Source organism: Methylocystis sp. H62 (assembly GCF_015709515.1).
Lineage (GTDB): Bacteria > Pseudomonadota > Alphaproteobacteria > Rhizobiales > Beijerinckiaceae > Methylocystis.
On sequence record NZ_JADNQZ010000052.1, the window covers coordinates 25,591 to 43,791 of the forward strand.

The window sequence follows — 18,201 nt, forward strand, 5'->3', positions numbered from 1 at the left end:
ATGCCTGCCGCCGACGCCGGCTTTGTGCATCTTCACCTCCACACCGCCTATTCGCTGCGCGAGGGCGCGCTTTCGCTTGGCAAGCTGATTGATCTCGCGGTGCGCGATCTCCAGCCCGCGCTCGCTGTCACCGACACCAATAATCTCTTCGCGGCCCTGGAATTTTCGGAGAAGGCGGCGAAGGCCGGCCTCCAACCGATCGCAGGCGCACAGCTCCGGGTCGACTTCGCCGACGGCAAGGGCGGCGCAGTCTCGGCGCGAGACGACCGTTTCGCCAATATCGTGCTGCTGGCCAAGACCGAGGCGGGCTATCGCAATTTGATGCGACTCGCCTCGCGCGCCTTTCTCGAAGTCGAGCAGGGCGACGAGCCGCATCTGACGCTCGACGCGCTCGCCGCCGACGCCGAAGAGTTGATCGCGCTGACCGGCGGACCCGACGGCGCCTTGGACCGCGCCCTGGCGCAGGGCAGGCCGGAGCAGGCGGGCGCGCGCCTCGCAACACTCGAGCGTCTCTACGGCGACAGGCTGTATATCGAGCTCCAGCGCCACAATTTGCGTTCTGAACGCGACGTGGAGCCGCAACTGCTGGACCTTGCCTATCGTCGCGGCTTGCCGCTCGTCGCCACCAATGAGCCCTATTTCGCTCAGCCCAGTGATTTCGAAGCGCATGATGCGCTGCTCTGCATCGCCGAAGGCGTCGTAACGAGCCTGGATCAGCGGCGCCGCCTCTCTCCGGAGCACTACTTCAAGACGCGCGCGCAAATGCGCGCGCTGTTCGCCGATCTCCAAGAGGCGACCGCCAACACGCTGGAGATCGCCCGTCGCGTCAGCTTCCGGCCCCAAACGCGCAAGCCCATCATGCCGCGCTTCGTGCAGGCGGCAGGCGACGCGGGCTCTCTCGACGACATCGAGGCGCAGGAGCTGCGCCGGCAAGCGATCGAGGGGCTGGAGCAGCGCCTTACCGGGCATGGGCCGGCGCCGGGCCGAACGCGGGAAGAATACGCCGCGCGGCTCGATTTCGAACTTTCCGTCATCGAGAAGATGCGCTTTCCGGGCTATTTCCTCATCGTCTCCGACTTCATCAAATACGCCAAATCCCAGGGAATTCCGGTCGGACCGGGACGCGGCTCCGGCGCGGGTTCGCTCGTCGCCTATGCGCTGACCATTACGGATCTCGATCCCATCCGCTTCGGGCTTTTCTTCGAGCGTTTTCTCAACCCAGAGCGCACTTCCATGCCGGATTTCGACGTGGACTTCTGCCAATCACGTCGCGGCGAGGTGATCGACTATGTCAGGCGCCGCTATGGCGCCGACCGGGTCGCTCAGATCATCACCTTCGGCTCGTTTCTAGCGCGCGGGGTTTTGCGCAGCGTCGGCCGTGTGCTGGAAATGCCACTAGGCCAGGTCGACAAGCTGGCCAAACTCGTGCCGCAGAATCCGGCGAAGCCCGTCACGCTCTCTGAGGCTTTGGCTGGCGAAGAGAAGTTGCGCGAGGCCGTCGAAGAGGACGAGCGAGTTCGCCGCCTATTCAAAATTGCCGGCTCGCTCGAGGGGCTTTACTCCAACGCTTCCACACACGCCGCGGGCGTCGTCATCGGCGATCGCCCGCTCCATGAGGTGACGCCGCTCTATCGCGACCCAAAATCCGACATGCCGGCGACCCAGTTCAATATGAAGTGGGTGGAGCCCGCCGGTCTGGTCAAATTTGACTTTCTGGGCCTTAAGACTCTGACCGTCATCTCGACCTGCGTCTCGCTGCTCGAAAAGCGCGGAGTTTCTATCAATCCCACCGCCATCCCGCTCGACGACGAGCCGACTTTCGAATTGCTGCGGCGCGGCGAGACGGTCGGCCTGTTCCAGGTGGAAAGCGCCGGCATGAAGAAGGCGCTGGTCGATATGCGCCCCGACCGCTTTGAGGACCTCATCGCGCTTGTCGCGCTCTATCGGCCGGGCCCCATGGCCAATATCCCGACCTATTGCGCCCGCAAGCTTGGCGACGAGCCGATCGAATATGATCATCCCGAGCTCGAACCGATCCTGAAGGAGACGTTCGGCGTCATCACCTATCAGGAGCAGGTGCAGCAGATCGCCAAGGATCTCGCCGGCTACAGCCTGGGGCAGGCGGATATTCTGCGCCGCGCCATGGGCAAGAAGATCAAGGCGGAGATGGACGCCCAGCGCGAACGCTTCGTCTCCGGCGCGACGGAACATGGCGTCGCCAAACCCATCGCCGACGCGATTTTCGACGCCTGCGCCAAATTCGCCGAATATGGCTTCAACAAATCACACTCGGCGCCCTATGCGTTCATCACTTATCAGACGGCCTATCTGAAAGCCCATTATCCGGCGGAGTTCCTCGCCGCCTCGATGACCTTCGACAAGAGCCAGACCGACAAGCTCGCGGAGTTCCGCGACGAGGCGCGGCGCATGGGCATCGCGGTTGAACCGCCGTCGATCAATGAGTCGGGCGTCGACTTCGACGTTGCGCCGGGCGCCGAAGGCAGGCTCGCGATCCGCTACGCATTTTCGGCGCTCAAGGGCGTGGGCGAAGCGCAGGCCGAGTCTCTCGTGCGCTCGCGCGGGGCGCGCCGGTTTGCCAGCCTCGCCGACGTCGCGAGACGGCTGAACCCGCGCGAAGTGAACAAGAAGACGCTGGAGAGCCTCACGGCCTGCGGCGCCTTCGACGAAATCGAACCTAATCGCGCCAGGGCTTTCGCGGCGATCGAGCCGATGCTCGCCGCCGCGAACAGGCACGCCGAGGACAGCAAGGCCGGACAAAATGCGCTCTTTGGCGAAGCCGAGGCTGCGGACCTTGCGGTTCCAAAGACGCCGCCCTGGCCCGCAGCCGAGACGCTGCGACGCGAATATGAAGCCGCCGGTTTTTTCCTCTCGGGCCATCCGCTCGACGCTTACGCCGGCCTTTTACCCAAGATCCGCGTGTCTCGCTGGAGCGAATTCGCCGCCTCGGTCAAGCGCGGCGCCACTGCGGGCCGGCTCGCCGCCGTGGTTCTGGACAGAACCGAAAGGCGCGCCAAGTCCGGGTCCAAGATGGGGATACTGCAGCTCTCGGACGTCAGCGGACAATATGAGGCGATCCTCTTCCAGGAGGGGCTGACCCAATATCGCGACCTTTTGGAGAAGGGCGCGGCTGTGCTCGTGACCCTCTCCGCCGCGGTTGAGGGCGAGGACGTCCGGGCGCGCATCGTTTCGGTCGAACCTTTGGCGGCGGCGGCGGCGCGCGCGCAGAAGGGACTGCGGGTCGTGGTCAGTGACGAGGGGCCGCTCGACGGGATCAAGACGCGGCTTACCGGCCGCGGCGACGGCGAGGTGTCGATTCTTTTGAAGCGCGATTCGGGGCGGGAGGAAATTGAAATCCGACTGCCCGGAAGCTATCCGATCACTCCGGACGTCGCTGGCGCGCTGCGCGCCATACCGGGCGTTTTGGAAGTCGAATATCTATAGGGCACCAGTTAAACTTAAACTATAAGTTTAAGTTATAAACTTTTGATTTTTCGAAATAAGATTTATTGCCGTGAAGCAGCTTGGCGTTCGCGAGCAGGGGCGCGCCGCAGGGTTGATCTTTCCATGGGAACGCTGGGAACAAAAGCCCGTTAAGATCGTTAATGGGCCGTTAGCTCTAATTGCATCCTTCCTCACCCCGCCGGGAGGCACTCATGGACGCGTTGCTCTCCGCCGCAGCCGCGATCGTTGGCGCGCCCAACGCGCAATTCCTCGCCCTCCTGCTCATTGGCGGGCTTATCGGCTGGAGTACGACAAAGCTCTCGCATGTGATGCACGCCGACGTGCGAGCCGGGGCTTTGCTGCTCTCGGGGGTGACGGGGGCATGGGTGGCGGCCGAACTCGCCGTTCGCGCCGGCGTGGGGCAGCGATGCGCAGATGCGGTCTTGATCTCCGGCGCGGTCGGCGCGGCGCTGTTCTGCGTCGCGTGCCGGGCGCTGCCTCACGCCGATAGATCTCCCGAGGACATTGCCGTCCGCCATTGATATGCCTAGCTTGGTGAGAGAGGAGACTCTCCGCCCTTGACCGTGCTTGATCTCTTGAACGACGACCCCCGAAAGAAACGGGGGGAGCCGCCTCTGCGTCATCCTGAAAAGGCGGGCCGTCCTGACGCGCCCATTCTGCGCAAGCCGTCGTGGATTCGCGTCAAGGCGCCGGGTTCGAAGGCCTGGGCGGAAACCAGCGGCCTGTTGAAGGACGCCGGGCTCACGACCGTGTGCCAGGAAGCGTCATGTCCCAACATTGGCGAATGCTGGGAGAAAAAGCACGCCACCTTCATGATCATGGGCGAGATCTGCACGCGCGCCTGCGCGTTCTGCAATGTCGCCACCGGCCTGCCGACGCCGCTCGACTCGACCGAGCCGGGCAGGGTCGCCCAAGCCACGCGGGCTTTGGGCCTCTCGCATGTCGTCGTGACGTCCGTCGATCGCGACGATCTCGATGACGGCGGGGCCGGTCATTTCGCCGAGACCATCGCCGCCATCCGGTCGGCCTGTCCCCAAACGACGATCGAGGTGCTCACGCCGGACTTTCTCAGGAAGCCTGGCGCGCTGGAGCGTGTGGTGGCGGCGGGCCCGGACGTCTTCAATCACAATCTCGAGACCGTTCCGTCGCTCTATGTCACCGTGCGGCCGGGCGCGCGCTATTTCCACTCGCTGCGATTGCTTCAGCGCGCCAAGGAGCTGAACCCCTCGCTTTTCATTAAATCCGGAATCATGGTGGGGCTCGGCGAGAGCCGTCTCGAAGTGATGCAGGTGATGGACGACATGCGCTCGGCCGACATCGACTTCATCACCATAGGCCAATATCTGCAGCCGACGCGCAAGCACCACGCCATCGAGCGCTTCGTGACGCCGGAGGAATTCGAGTCCTATAAGACGCTCGCCTACGCGAAGGGCTTTCTCTATGTCGCCGCCTCGCCGCTCACCCGCTCGTCGCATCATGCCGGTGATGATTTCGCCAAGCTGCGCGCGGCGCGCGAACAGCGGCTCGCGGAACGGTAAACGGGGGGTCGACGCGGACATGCGGAATTAACATGTGGGCGCGGCTTAGGCCCCCACCCCAGCCCTCCCCCGCTTCGCGGGAGAGGGAGTTAGAGTCGGCGCTTCATCGAGCTTTCCGAAATGCGGCTCATTTGCGTCCCCTCTCCCGCGCAGCGGGGGAGGGACAGGGAGGGGGCTCGCTCCTCCCCCGATTTTGCAATTTTCCCCCGAAAAGCGGAGGTAGATTAAGCGCTAAGCGCGGTGGAGATTTCCGCCAGGGTCGCGCGTTCGGCGTCGGTGACCTTCACCCCGCCAAAGCCCAGAAAGCCGCCCTCGACGCCCGCTTCCGCCACCAGATTGGCGATATGGTTGAGCCAGTCCTTGAACGCCTTCGACTCACTGGGCGCCTTTGAATCGAGGATGGAGGCGGTGCGGCGCAGCTCGACGAGCGCCCGATCCTTGAACTCCTCCACTTTGGCCCCGTCGACAACGCCCTTCACCCCGTCGCGGGCCGCGGCGCGTCCGTCCGGCGTGAGCAGATCGTCGACCACCGCCTTGATCAGCGCATCGGCGTTCGGATCGGATTTTGCGGCGGCCAAAGCCTTGGCGCTCGCGAAACCCTCCTGCAGGGTGCCGATAAAGCCGCTCGGATCACCGGCGCTTACGGCGAAGCCGGCCAGCAGCGGCGATTCGAGCAGTTTTTTCCATTCATCGGGTGTGAAATCGGATTTGTTGGCCATTGTTTCCTCCGTAGAATATTAGGAGCCAGCGAGAGCTCGTCGATAGAACTGCGATGCGACGCAATTGTTCCAGCCGCATGACGGCGCGACTTTTGCCGCTCTCGTCAATGAACTAGAAGCTTGGCTCATGAAGAGTTTTCGCAACCGTCGCTACGTCCCGCACAGCGCAGGAGAAATGTTCGCTCTGGTGCGCGACGTTGAATCCTATCCGCAATTCGTGCCCCTCTGCGAAGGCGTCCGCATCCGCCGACGATCGGAGATCTCGCCTGGGGTCGAGGTGTCGCTGATCGAGATGCAGGTCGGCTTCAAAGCGATCTGCGAGCGCTATGTGAGCCGCGTCTGCTGCGACTCCAACAAATTGGACATCCGCGTCGAGTGCGCCGAGGGACCGTTTCGAAAACTCGACAATCGCTGGACGTTTCGCGACGAGCCGGCGGTGAGCGGCGGCGCGCCGCGGTCGATGGTCGAGTTCTTTATAGCCTATGAATTTAAGAGTCCGGCGCTTGGCTTTGTGATGGGCGCGATGTTTGATCGCGCGTTCCACAAATATGCGGACGCTTTCGCCACGCGCGCCGACGAGGTTTACGGCCGCCGCTGAGCCGCGTCGACGGCGTCCATCATCATGTCCAGCGCTTGCATGACGGAGGCGGCGCGGATCTCGGCGCGCGACAGCGGTCCGTAGCGCCGCTCGACATGGTCGACGCCGCCGTCGCGCCGGGCGCAGGCGAAATGAACCAGCCCCACCGGCTTTTCAGGCGAACCGCCGCCGGGTCCGGCGACGCCCGTCACCGCGACAGCGACGTCGGCCAGCGAACGATCGATGGCGCCCAGCGCCATGGCGCGCGCGACCTCGGCGCTGACGGCGCCATGCGCTTTGAGCAAGGCGTCCGCGAGGCCCAGCATGTCGGCTTTCGCGGCGTTGGAGTAGGTGACGAAGCCGCGGTCAAACACGTCGGACGAACCTGGGATTTCGGTGAGCGCCGCGGCGACGAGCCCGCCGGTGCAGGATTCGGCGCTCGCCAGACGCAGGGCTTTGGCGCGGGCTCTGTCGAGAAGCGCATTAGCTTTTATGTAAGTCGTATGTTCACTCATTACGTATCTCGTAAATGCGCATTACGTATCTCATACGAAATCTTTTGAACGGCTCAAGTGTCATTCCCGACGCGCGCAACGCGCGCGATCGGGAATCCAGAGCAAAACCAGCGTTCTTGGATCGGTCCTGGATTCCCGGTCGGGCCTTCGGCCTGCCGGGAATGACATGGCCTAACACGGATCAGCCTGATCATAACTCATGTGTCGGCTTGCCGCGCAGCGCCTTCACGTCGCCGCGCTGCTTCTTGCCGTCGAGCCGCCTGATTTTCGAGCCGAGCGTCGGACGTGTTTTCTTTCGCGGCGGAGGCGGCGGAGCCGCGGCGATGCGGATGAGGTCGATGAGGCGATCGAGCGCATCCGCGCGGTTGCGCTCCTGCGTGCGATGGCGGCGCGCTTCGATGAGGATGACGCCGTCCTTCGTCAACCGCCGGCCGGCGAGGCGCGCCAGCCGCGCCTTCACGTCATCGGCGAGGCTGGGCGAATTGCGGATGTCGAAGCGCAGCCGCACGGCGGTTTCGACCTTCTGCACATTTTGCCCGCCGGGCCCCGACGCGCGCGCGAATTCCTCCACGATTTCCCATTCGTGGAGCGCGATTCTATCGGTCACGCGGATCATGGCGGGCCTCGGGTCTGCAAAGCCGGTTTATAGCAGGTCATGCGGGCCCGTCGTCATTGCGTCCGCGCCGCAGGGGAAGCAACCACTCGCAAAGCTTTGTGTCATGGCCGGCAGGCAGGATGTCTCGGGCGTCATTCTCGGCAGGCCGCAGGCCTGACCGGGAATCCTGAGCAATAACGAGGATACTTGTTGCGCCTCTGGATTCCCGATCGCGCGCAAGCGCGCGTCGGGAATGACAATCCGCCGCGCGGTCGTCGTTTGGACGATGCGACTGGCGGTAAATTGGGGAGGAAAGGAATTGGCGGCTCGCCTTGGTGCGGTACGCAAGTAAGATTCGCACGATCTATCGAATCACTTTCAGGCGGCTAATGAGGTTCAATTTGAGGAAATGGCGCGAATTGTGGTCGGCCTTACCGGAACACGGCTGGCCCATATCGGCGGCGATGAGTTTTCTCAAAGACCCGCCGAAATGGTTTGCCGTATGCGCCAGCTTCTTTGGGCTCTTTGTCGTTGCGCGCGCCGTCTATTTGATTGGATTTGGGAGCGCGGAAGAGGTCAATAAATTCATTGTCGGCGTGGGTGCTTTCGTTGGCGCGCCTTTCCTCATCTGGCGAACATGGATCGCCGACCGGCAGAGGCACATCGCTCAGGAGGAGCTTTACACAAGTCTGTTGATGAAAGCGGTCGATCAACTGGGTGCGACGCGAGAGCATAAATCGGAACATAGGGGATTGAGAACCATCCCTCATGTCGAAGTCCGGCTCGGCGCGATTTATGCGTTCGAAAAACTCGCACGGGACTACCCGCCGTTGCATCGTCAAATAACCGAAATCTTATCTGCATATGTGCGACAAAATGCCGAACGCCCGAGACTAAGCTCGGTTGGCGTAGAAGAAATCCTAACGAAGACACCTAACAGTGAATCAGATGAAGAAAAGGCGCAGCCTAAGATACACGTAGTGCAACTACGGCCTCGCGTTGATATTCAAGCTGCTTTGACAGTCATCGGTCGGCGTTCGGAAAAACAACGAGAGATCGAACGTACGAAAGTGGACGCGGGTGACGTCAGGTTTAATGAATTCGATTTTGCTGGCTGTTATCTCGCTCGTGTCAACTTACGGGGACTGAACTTTGAAGAGTCAAATTTTTCAAGATCAAACCTTGAAGGAGCCCTCCTTGAAAAGTCATTTCTTAAGTGTGCATTTTTCAGGGATGCGCATCTAGAAGGCTCGTTTTTATCATTCGCCCATCTTGAAGACGCGATTCTCTGGCAAGCCAACCTTCAAGACGCGACGCTCAGTGGCGCGTATTTAAATGGTGCAGATTTAGAGAGATCCCACCTAGAGGGTGCAAACCTGTCAGGAGCGAACCTAGAAAGGGCACATCTCGGTGAAGCCTGTGTGCATGGGGCAGATTTCCGCGGAGCGAAAGGCTTGGCACAAAGACAGCTCGATGGTGCCTACGGCGACGAAAGAACAAGGATTCCCAAAGAATTCGTCCGACCAGCGCATTGGAGCGAGAGTGGCCTGGGGGAGGTTAGCCGTGCAGGAGACGATCCGTAGGCCGAATAATGCGCGTCTCTTCGTAATAGTTGGCATTGCGGTCGCGAGCGCAGCAACACGGGAAGCGACCCAGACTTCTTAGCACAATCGAATTGCTTCGCTTCGCTCGCAATTACGCTCCGCTTGTCATTCCCGACAGGCCGCAGGCCTGATCGGGAATCCAGAGCAACACTCGAGCATATTGGCCACGTCCAGATTCCCGATCGCGCGCAACGTCGCGCCGGATGACACGTCATCCTCTCACGGCAGCCTTACCGTCGCGATCGCCAGCGCCGCCATGCCTTCCTGCCGGCCGGTAAATCCCAGCCGCTCTGTCGTCGTCGCCTTGATCGCGACGCGGCCGAGGTCGAGGCCCATCGTCGCCGCGAGGCTTTCGCGAATCCGCTCGCGGTGCGGGCCGATCTTCGGCGATTCGCAAATGATCGTGGCGTCGACATTGGCGATCGCGCCGCCGCGCGCGCGCACGAGTTCGCAGGCGCGCGCCAGGAAGATCGACGACGCCGCGCCCTTCCATTGCGGATCGGACGGTGGGAAATGCGCGCCGATGTCGCCCTCGGCGATGGCGCCGAGAATGGCGTCGGTGATGGCGTGGGACAGCACGTCGGCGTCGGAATGGCCGGCGAGGCCATGCGTATGCGGGACCGCGACGCCGCCGAGCCAGACGGAATCGCCTGGCCCGAAGGCGTGGACGTCATAGCCCTGACCCATGCGGATGTCGGGCAGATCGGCGAATGCGGGTTGCTTCAACTGCTCCATGGCGCGGGCGAAGTCCTGTTGCGTCGTGAGTTTGAAATTGGCGGCGTCGCCTTCGAAAATATGCACCTTCACGCCGGCGGCTTCGGCGATCATGGCGTCGTCGGTATAGTCGCGCCCGCCGGCGGCCGCAGCGCGATGGGCTGACATGATGAGATCGAAGCGAAACGACTGCGGCGTCTGCACGGCGCGGAGCCTCGCGCGGTCGGGCGTCGCGACGACGACGCCGGCGGCGTCGATCTGCTTTATCGTGTCGGCGAGCGGCACGCCGGGGGCGGCGGCGCCATGGATCGTGGCCGCCTCGATCGCGCGGGCGATGAGCGCGGCGTCCGCGAAAGGTCGCGCCGCGTCGTGAATCAGCACGATGTCCGGCGCGCCTTCAGTCGCGAGCGCCTCAAGGCCGTTCCTGACGCTTTCTTGCCGGCTTGCGCCGCCGAAGGCCGGCGGCGCGAGCCGCGCCCGATCGGAAGGGCAAAGCTCCGCGAGGCTCGCGGCATAATGCTCGAGGTCGTCTTTATGGATGACGACCTTGAGCGCGGCCTGGGGCATGGCCATATGCAGCCCATGCAGCGTGCGGGCGAGCAGCGTCATGCCGGCGAGCGGCCGGTATTGTTTGGGCTGGCCGTCGCCCGCCCGCGCGCCGCGGCCTCCGGCGACGATCAGGATGGCGATGGAAGGAATGACGTGAGCGGCGCCCATGGCCGCTCTCTGTCGGTTTTCGCCAACGCCGTCAAATGCAGACGGGCCAGAGAAATGCTATGTTGCAAGTGCGAAGGGAACTGCTTATGATGTGGGCAAGATGGCTATTGCCAAAAAACTAGGCGTTGGCTTTGCCCCTTCGTCTTTGAGCATTGGCGGGATCACGCTGACGGGTCGCGCGCTGCTCGCGCCGATGGCCGGCGTGACAGACCCGACCATGCGCCGCATCGCGTCACGTCTGGGGGCGTCGGCGACGGTGAGCGAGATGGTGACGGCCGCTGGCGTCGCCCGCGGCGATCGTGAAACGGCGATGCGGCTGGAATGCGCCGGCGAGTGGCCGCGGGTCATTCAGATCGCCGCGCGCGAGCCGTCGGAAATGGCGGCCGCCGCGCGAAGCGCCGAATCCTCTGGAGCTGACTGGATCGACATCAACATGGGCTGTCCTTGCAAGCGTGTCACCGGAGGCCTCGCGGGCGCCGCGCTGATGCGCGATCTCGATCAAGCGGCGCGGCTGATCGCTGCAGCACGCGAGGCAATATGCGTGCCGCTGAGCGTCAAGATGCGGCTGGGATGGGATGAAGCGACCCGAAACGTCGCGGAGCTGGCGCGCCGCGCGGAGGCCGAAGGCGTCGCGATGATCACCGTGCATGGGCGCACGCGCCAGCAGTTTTATGCCGGCCGCGCCGATTGGCGGGCGATCGCGGCGGCGAAAGCGGCCGTGCGAATTCCGGTGATCGCCAATGGCGACTGCGCCGGCGAAGACGACGCCGTCGAAATGCTTGAGCATTCGCGCGCCGACGGAGTCATGATCGGACGGGCGGCCCTGGGGCAACCCTGGATCGTCGGCGATATCGCGCATTTTCTGCAGACCGGCGAACGGCGCGCGCCGCCCACATTGGCGCAGCGCGCCGAAATCGCGCGCGAACACCTCGAAGGCCTGCTGGCGTCGATGGGCGCATCGGCAGGGTTGAGGCACGCGCGCAAACATCTCGCCGCCTATGTCGATCGCCTGGTGGGTCGCTTGGCGGGACATGCCGCAGCCGATGCGCGTCACGCGCTGGTCACCACAGATTCGCCGGACGAAGCGGCGCGGCTGATTGAGCAGATTTTTCTGAGGGCGCAGCCGGCAGAGCAGGGGATCGCGGCATGAGCGTTTTCGACCGCCCTCGACGCAATAGCGCGCATTGCGGCGGCTACGAGCCGCTCAAGATTATCAATGACGCCGGCCGATCATGCATGCTTGAGGCTCTGCCCAACGCGATTCTGACCGTCGCCCGCGATGGCGTCATTGAGGACGCCAACGCCGCCGCGGAGGCCTTCTTCGAACTCGGCAAGCCTCTGCTCATCGGTCAGTCGCTCGATCGGCTGCTGCCGTTCGGATCGCCGCTCACCGCGCTCATCGAGCAGGTTCGCGAACGTGGCGCGACGATCAACGAATACAAGGTCGATCTCGGCCGCCCAGGCCAGGAAGTCGACCGACGCGTCGACGTTCATTGCGCGCCATTGCCCGAAGGCGACGGGCTCGTGCTTGTCATGCTGCAGGAGCGGACAATTGCCGACAAAATAGACAGGCAACTGACGCATCGTGGCGCCGTTCGCTCGGTTTCTGGGCTGGCCTCGATGCTGGCGCATGAAATCAAGAATCCGCTGTCCGGAATTCGCGGCGCCGCACAACTGCTCGAATCGGCGCTCGGCGATCAGGACCGCGCGCTGACCCGGCTGATCTGCGACGAGACCGATCGGATTGTGCGTCTAGTCGACCGGATGGAGGTTTTTTCCGACGCGCGTCCATTGCAGCGCGAGCAGGTGAACATCCATTCGGTGCTGGACCACGTGAAGCGCGTCGCCCAAAGCGGATTCGCCCGCAACGTTCGCTTCGTCGAGAACTACGATCCGTCGCTGCCGCCGGTTTACGCCAACCGCGATCAATTGGTGCAGGCGTTCCTCAATCTCGTGAAGAACGCGGCGGAAGCCGTCGGCGAAGCCGTCGATGGGGAGATTGAACTCTCGACCGCTTTCCGGCCCGGGGTCAGCCTGCGCGCGCTTGGCGAGAAAAGCCCCATTGGACTGCCGCTCGAATTCTGTGTGCGCGACAATGGCCCCGGCGTTCCGGAAGACATCGCCGCGCATCTCTTTGATCCCTTTGTCACCACCAAGTCGACAGGAACTGGCCTCGGACTTGCACTGGTTGCGAAGATCGTCAACGACCACGGCGGCATCGTGGAGTGCGAGTCCCTCCCCAGACGGACAACGTTTCGGGTTTTGATGCCGATGTACAGGGCAAAGCGGCCCGATCAACGTGAGGAACGGCGTGTATGACATCTCGCAAAGGCGGGAGACCGAAGCAATGACGCGAGGAGAAATTCTGGTCGCTGACGACGACGCGTCCATACGCACGGTCGTCGCGCAGGCGCTTTCGCGCGCGGGCTATGAAGTGCGCACCACCGGCGCGGCCGCGACCTTGTGGCGGTGGGTGCAGTCGGGCGAGGGCGACCTCGTCGTCACCGACGTCGTCATGCCCGACGAGAACGCTTTCGAGCTTCTGCCGCGCATCAAAAAGCTTCGTCCTGAGCTTCCGATCATCGTCATGAGCGCGCAAAACACGTTCATGACCGCCATTCGGGCGTCGGAGCGGGGCGCATACGACTATCTGCCCAAACCTTTCGACCTCAAGGAGCTTGTGGGCATCGTCGGCCGCGCCATGGCCGAGCCCCGCAAACGGCCCGAAGACGACCGCCACGACGAAATCGAGGGCATGCCGCTCGTCGGCCGCTCCCCCGCAATGCAGGAAATCTATCGCTCGCTCGCGCGATTGATGCAGACCGACCTCACGGTCATGATCAATGGCGAGTCGGGAACCGGCAAGGAACTCGTCGCCCGCGCCCTGCACGACTATGGAAAGCGCAAGAAGGGCCCCTTCGTCGCCGTGAATATGGCGGCGATTCCGCGCGATCTGATCGAAAGCGAACTCTTCGGCCATGAGAAGGGCGCCTTCACTGGCGCCAACCAGCGATCGGCCGGCCGCTTCGAGCAGGCCGAGGGCGGCACGCTGTTTCTCGACGAGATCGGCGACATGCCGATGGAGGCGCAGACCAGGCTGCTTCGCGTGCTGCAGCAGGGCGAATACACGACCGTGGGCGGACGCACGCCGATCAAGACCAACGTCCGAATCATCGCCGCCACCAACAAGGATCTGCGGATCCTGATCCAGCAGGGCCTGTTCCGCGAGGATCTCTACTTCCGCCTCAACGTCGTGCCGCTTCGGCTGCCGCCGCTGCGCGAGCGCGCGGAGGACATCCCCGACCTCGTCCATCACTTCTTCAAGGTGGCGGCGAGCGAAGGACTGCCGCAGAAATACATCGACCAGGCCGCGCTCGACCGGATGAAGAGATATCGCTGGCCGGGCAATATCCGCGAGCTCGAAAACCTCATCCGCAGGCTCGCCGCGCTGCACCCGCAGGAAGTCATTTCCGATCAGCTCGTCGAGACCGAGCTCGAACATGAGATTCGGCAGGCCGACCCGGGCGACAAAGGCTCAGCCGCCGCCGCGACCTCGCAAGAATTGTCCGACGGACAAACGCTTTCGAGTTCCGTCGAGCTCCACCTCGCCAAGCTCTTCCGCGATTGCGGAGATCAGTTGCCGCCGCCCGGCCTCTATCACCGGATCATCCGCGAGATCGAAATTCCGCTGGTGTCCGCGGCGCTTGCGGCGACGCGCGGCAATCAGATCAAAGCGGCGGAATTGCTCGGACTGAACCGCAATACGCTGCGCAAGAAGGTCAACGATCTCGACATCCGCCTGATGCGTTCACCGCGATAGCGACTCTTCTGGCCGTTCAATTGCAACCGGCGCGGGCGGAGCCTATACAGGCGCCATGGCCCTGACCGGAGACTCGGCTTCTCCGCCAAAGGCGAAAGGCAGAACGCCATTTCGCAGCTGGTTCGGCCCGATCATCGTGATCGGCGCCGTCGGCTGCGCTTTGGCTACATTCCTGGTCGTTGCCGAATTCGGCGCGATATCGCCGACAGACGACCGCCTCTTGCCGTTGCTCATCATCAACGGCGTCTTCGTCGCCGTCCTGCTCGCGATGGTGGTCGTCAAGGCCTGGCGCCTCTACCGCGTCTGGCGGCGCGGCGAGGCGGCGGCGCGCCTTCACGTGCGCACGGTCGGCTTTTTCGCGGTCATTGCTTTGATTCCGGCGATTCTGCTCGCCGTGGCGGGATCGCTGACGCTGGAGCGTGTGCTCAATCCTGCCTTCATGTCGAGCGTCAAGGTCTTCGTCCACAATACGGCGGAAGCCGCGGCCGTGTTCCGCGAGAGTCAGTGCCGGGCGCTACTGCAGGAGGCGCAGCTCACGGCTTCGGACCTCGATCGCGCGGCCATTCTCTACAACTCGGACCGTCCGTATTTTCATCAAATATTTCAGTCACGAGCGTATTTTCTGGGCTTCTCCGTCGCGGCGCTGGTGAAATCCAACGGCGAAATTCTCGACCGCGTCGACGTGGCGCAGAACGCCGCCTCGATCATCATCGCCCCGCCGCAATCCGAGTTCGACGACGCGCGGCGCGGGGAGCCTCTGTGCCTCGTTATCGATGACGGCAAGAGCTTCGTCGCGTTGCGCGCGCTCAACGCCTTTCAGGACACGTTCCTTTACGTCACCCGGCCAATTGACCCGATCGCCGTGGAATTTCCCAAACAGGCCCAGAACCTGATCAGCAGTTATGACGTCTTCGACGCCTATCGCGCCGCCGTGCAGCGGGCATTCGTGCTGATGTACGCCTTCCTGACGACGATCATGTTGCTGTCGTCCATTTGGTTCGGACTGGATTTCGCCGATCGGCTGGTGACGCCGATCCGGGACCTGATCGCCGCAACCGACGAGGTATCGGCCGGCAATCTCGACGTTCGCGTCAACGTCGACAAGCAGCATGGCGACTTGGCGCGCCTCGGCGACGTCTTCAATAATATGACGACCGAGCTCAATCTTCAGCAAAACCGGCTGATCGAAGCCAATCGGATCAATGACGAACGTCGCGAATTCACCGAGGCCGTGCTCTCCGGCGTGCCGGTCGCGGTTATGGGCGTGGACTCGGAAAGCGTCGTCACGATTCTTAATCGCTCAGCCGAGGAATTGTCGCTCGTAGACCCGACGGGGCAGGCGACCGTCGGCGCCCCGGTGGCGTCGGTCTTGCCGGAGATCGTCCCCATCCTGAAGGACGCGGCGGAAGTTTTTCCGCGCGCCGTTCAAAGCCAGATCATCATCAAGCGCGGCGTCGCCGAGCGCACCTTGAATGTGCGAGTGACCTCGGCGCGCGCCGATGCGGGACATCACAACTACGTCGTGACGCTCGACGACATCACCGACCTCGTGATGGCGCAGCGCACCTCCGCCTGGGCGGACGTCGCACGGCGCATCGCTCACGAGATCAAGAATCCGTTGACGCCGATTCAGCTTTCGGCCGAGCGGCTGCGTCGCAAATACGGCAAGGTCATCCAGGAAGATCGAGAAATTTTCGACCAATGCACAGACACGATTGTGCGCCAAGTTGACGACATCAAGCGTATGGTCGACGAGTTTTCCTCCTTTGCGCGTATGCCGAAGGCGCGCCCGGCGCGCGACGATCTCAACGAATGCATTCGGCAGGTCGCGTTCCTCATGCGCGTCGGTAACGCCGATCTCGATATCGTCGAAGAATTGCCTGAGACGCCCGTCATCGCACAGTTCGATCGCCGCTTGCTGTCGCAGGCGCTCACCAATATCGTGAAGAACGCCGTCGAAGGCGTCGCCGCACGTGAAGATAAAGACGCTCAAGTAAAGGGACGAGTCGAAATCAAATTGAATGTGCGTGATCGCATGGCGGAAATCGACGTGATCGATAATGGTAAGGGCTTCCCGGCGATGAACCGGCAGCGCTTGCTCGAGCCTTACATGACGACGCGATCGGACGGCACCGGACTGGGTCTGCCGATCGTCGCCAAGATCGTCGAGGATCATGGAGGCCGGCTGGAGCTGCTGGACGCGCCGTCGGGTCGGGGGGCCTGCGTCAGGCTCATCGTGCCCCTCGCCGCGGAGACGTCCTCGAAAGAGGAGTCACGCGCGGCTGACGCACAGGCTGAAAAAGCGCCGGCGCATGCAAGTGTGCCGGGACAGAGCGGGGTATAATGGCCAGCGATATTTTGATCGTCGACGATGAAGAGGACATCAGAGAGCTTGTCGCCGGAATTCTGAGCGACGAAGGGCACGGAGTCCGCACCGCCAAAGACTCCGACGAAGCGCTCGCGGCGATCGCGAGCCGGCGTCCGCATCTCGTTTTTCTCGACATCTGGCTGCAAGGGTCTCGGCTGGACGGCCTCCAGGTGCTCGAACTCGCGCAGAAGCAGCACAAGGGCTTGCCCGTCGTCATGATCTCGGGCCACGGCAATATCGAAACCGCGGTCAGCGCGATCAAGATCGGCGCATACGACTTTATTGAAAAGCCCTTCAAGGCGGATCGGCTGGTGCTCGTCGCCGAACGGGCGCTCGAAGCCTATCAGCTGCGGCGCGAACTATCCGCGCTGCGCCAGCGCGCGGGAGCCTTCGACCGCATCGTCGGCGATTCCCCAGCGGCGCATCAGCTGCAGCAGCTCATTGGCCGCGTCGCCCCTGTGAATTCACGCGTGCTGATCACCGGCGCGCCTGGGACAGGCAAGGAACTCGCCGCGCGCTGCATCCACGAGGCGTCGAGTCGCGCCGGCGGGCCATTCGTCGTCATCAATTCGGCCACGATCACGCCGGAGAACATGGAAATCGAGCTGTTCGGCCGCGAAGGCGCCGACGGCGAGCGCAAGGTCGGCGCGCTTGAGGAGGCGCATGGCGGGACGCTGTTTCTCGACGAAATCGCCGACATGCCGAAGGATTCCCAGGCGAAAATCCTGCGCGTGCTGGTCGATCAGACCTTTCAGCGGGTCGGCGGATCGAACAAGGTCGAGGTCGACGTGCGCATTATCTCGTCCTCGGCGCGCGATCTCGCGTCGGCGATCGAAGAGGGAACGCTGCGCGAGGATCTATTTCATCGCCTCGCGGTGGTGCCGATCCGGATTCCCTCGCTGGCGGAGCGGCGCGAGGACATCCCGGCGCTCATCGACTATTTCATGGAGAACATGTCGCTCGCTTCCGGCATGCCGCGCCGACGGATCTCGGAAGACGCCCTCGCTATCCTGCAGTTGCATGACTGGCCCGGCAACATCCGACAGTTGAGAAATAATGTGGAGCGCTTGATGATCCTCACGTCCGGCGATTCCAGCGGGACGATCACGGCCGAAATGCTTCCGGCCGATGTCGGCGAACTCGTGCCGGCGACTCCGGCCGGCGTGCGCGGCGAAAAACTGATGAGCCTGCCACTCAGAGAGGCGCGGGAGGTTTTCGAGCGCGAATACCTTGTCGCTCAGCTCAATCGCTTCTCCGGGAATATCTCCCGAACGGCGGAGTTCATCGGCATGGAGCGCTCCGCCTTACACCGAAAACTTAAGTCGCTGTCGGTAGAGTCATAGAAACATTAACTTAGATAAGCTACTTAAGGCGTTGCATTATGTTTGCGGCGAGGATCGGCGCGGAGTTAAAGCCGAACTCTTGCCATGAATTGGCGGCGGAAAGCGCACGACTTGCGCCTTGCGCTTCGCCATTTGAAAGGTTCTAATGACCACGGCGGCGAAAAAAGAAGAACGATCCCCTGGGGGCGGCGTCATTCCGCTCGGCTCA

The 18,201-nt window shown here is 62.9% G+C and carries 14 protein-coding genes; 10 read left to right on the top strand and 4 right to left on the bottom strand.

What is annotated here, in order from left to right; translation table 11 throughout:
- The 3 genes from dnaE (at position 1) to lipA (ending at position 5,021) form a co-directional block, all read left to right on the top strand.
- Entirely contained in the window at positions 1–3,462 is a 3,462-nt protein-coding gene (dnaE, locus tag IYY11_RS09930) for a DNA polymerase III subunit alpha (RefSeq protein ID WP_196403705.1), read from the top strand.
- Positions 3,463–3,674: 212 nt separating this feature from the next.
- Positions 3,675–4,004, top strand: coding sequence for a hypothetical protein (locus IYY11_RS09935; RefSeq protein ID WP_196403706.1), 330 nt, complete (start codon positions 3,675–3,677; stop codon positions 4,002–4,004).
- A 36-nt stretch (positions 4,005–4,040) separates the two neighbouring features.
- The gene (lipA, locus tag IYY11_RS09940) at positions 4,041–5,021 is read left to right on the top strand and encodes a lipoyl synthase (RefSeq protein WP_196403707.1); all 981 of its coding nucleotides are present in this window, start codon (positions 4,041–4,043) and stop codon (positions 5,019–5,021) included.
- A 224-nt stretch (positions 5,022–5,245) separates the two neighbouring features.
- Here lipA and IYY11_RS09945 read toward each other — a convergent pair whose 3' ends face one another.
- Positions 5,246–5,740, bottom strand: a complete 495-nt coding sequence (locus IYY11_RS09945; RefSeq protein ID WP_196403708.1) for a hypothetical protein — start codon at positions 5,738–5,740, stop codon at positions 5,246–5,248.
- Positions 5,741–5,867: 127 nt separating this feature from the next.
- Here IYY11_RS09945 and IYY11_RS09950 point away from each other — a divergent pair, with 127 nt between their 5' ends.
- Complete coding sequence (locus IYY11_RS09950) at positions 5,868–6,338, top strand: type II toxin-antitoxin system RatA family toxin (protein ID WP_196403709.1); 471 nt, start codon at positions 5,868–5,870, stop codon at positions 6,336–6,338.
- Here IYY11_RS09950 and IYY11_RS09955 read toward each other — a convergent pair.
- Positions 6,323–6,832: a CinA family protein gene (locus IYY11_RS09955; protein WP_196403710.1), complete on the bottom strand. Its 510-nt coding sequence runs from the start codon at positions 6,830–6,832 to the stop codon at positions 6,323–6,325. The two genes, IYY11_RS09950 and IYY11_RS09955, sit on opposite strands and share 16 nt — an antisense overlap.
- A 190-nt stretch (positions 6,833–7,022) precedes the next feature.
- Positions 7,023–7,448: an alternative ribosome rescue aminoacyl-tRNA hydrolase ArfB gene (gene arfB, locus IYY11_RS09960; protein WP_123176070.1), complete on the bottom strand. Its 426-nt coding sequence runs from the start codon at positions 7,446–7,448 to the stop codon at positions 7,023–7,025.
- A gap of 443 nt (positions 7,449–7,891) precedes the next feature.
- Between arfB and IYY11_RS09965 the strand changes: the two genes are divergently transcribed.
- On the top strand, positions 7,892–9,010 hold the full coding sequence (locus IYY11_RS09965) for a pentapeptide repeat-containing protein (protein WP_196403711.1): 1,119 nt from the start codon (positions 7,892–7,894) through the stop codon (positions 9,008–9,010).
- Between the two features lie 240 nt (positions 9,011–9,250).
- Here IYY11_RS09965 and IYY11_RS09970 read toward each other — a convergent pair whose 3' ends face one another.
- Complete coding sequence (locus tag IYY11_RS09970) at positions 9,251–10,462, bottom strand: bifunctional 2-C-methyl-D-erythritol 4-phosphate cytidylyltransferase/2-C-methyl-D-erythritol 2,4-cyclodiphosphate synthase (RefSeq protein WP_196403712.1); 1,212 nt, start codon at positions 10,460–10,462, stop codon at positions 9,251–9,253.
- A 100-nt stretch (positions 10,463–10,562) separates the two neighbouring features.
- Here IYY11_RS09970 and dusB point away from each other — a divergent pair, with 100 nt between their 5' ends.
- From dusB to IYY11_RS09995, 5 genes are read left to right on the top strand one after another with little or no spacing between them, the layout of a single operon-like run.
- Entirely contained in the window at positions 10,563–11,612 is a 1,050-nt protein-coding gene (gene dusB, locus IYY11_RS09975) for a tRNA dihydrouridine synthase DusB (RefSeq protein WP_196403713.1), read from the top strand.
- The gene (locus IYY11_RS09980; protein ID WP_196403714.1) at positions 11,609–12,781 is read left to right on the top strand and encodes a nitrogen regulation protein NR(II); all 1,173 of its coding nucleotides are present in this window, start codon (positions 11,609–11,611) and stop codon (positions 12,779–12,781) included. The genes dusB and IYY11_RS09980 overlap by 4 nt, the downstream gene beginning before the upstream one ends.
- 28 nt (positions 12,782–12,809) lie before the next feature.
- A complete protein-coding gene (ntrC, locus tag IYY11_RS09985) occupies positions 12,810–14,282 on the top strand; it encodes a nitrogen regulation protein NR(I) (protein WP_196403715.1) in 1,473 nt (490 codons plus the stop codon).
- A gap of 55 nt (positions 14,283–14,337) precedes the next feature.
- A complete protein-coding gene (locus tag IYY11_RS09990) occupies positions 14,338–16,626 on the top strand; it encodes a PAS domain-containing sensor histidine kinase (protein WP_196403716.1) in 2,289 nt (762 codons plus the stop codon).
- A complete protein-coding gene (locus IYY11_RS09995) occupies positions 16,626–17,993 on the top strand; it encodes a sigma-54 dependent transcriptional regulator (protein ID WP_196403717.1) in 1,368 nt (455 codons plus the stop codon). The genes IYY11_RS09990 and IYY11_RS09995 overlap by 1 nt, the downstream gene beginning before the upstream one ends.
- Positions 17,994–18,201 lie beyond the last annotated feature (208 nt).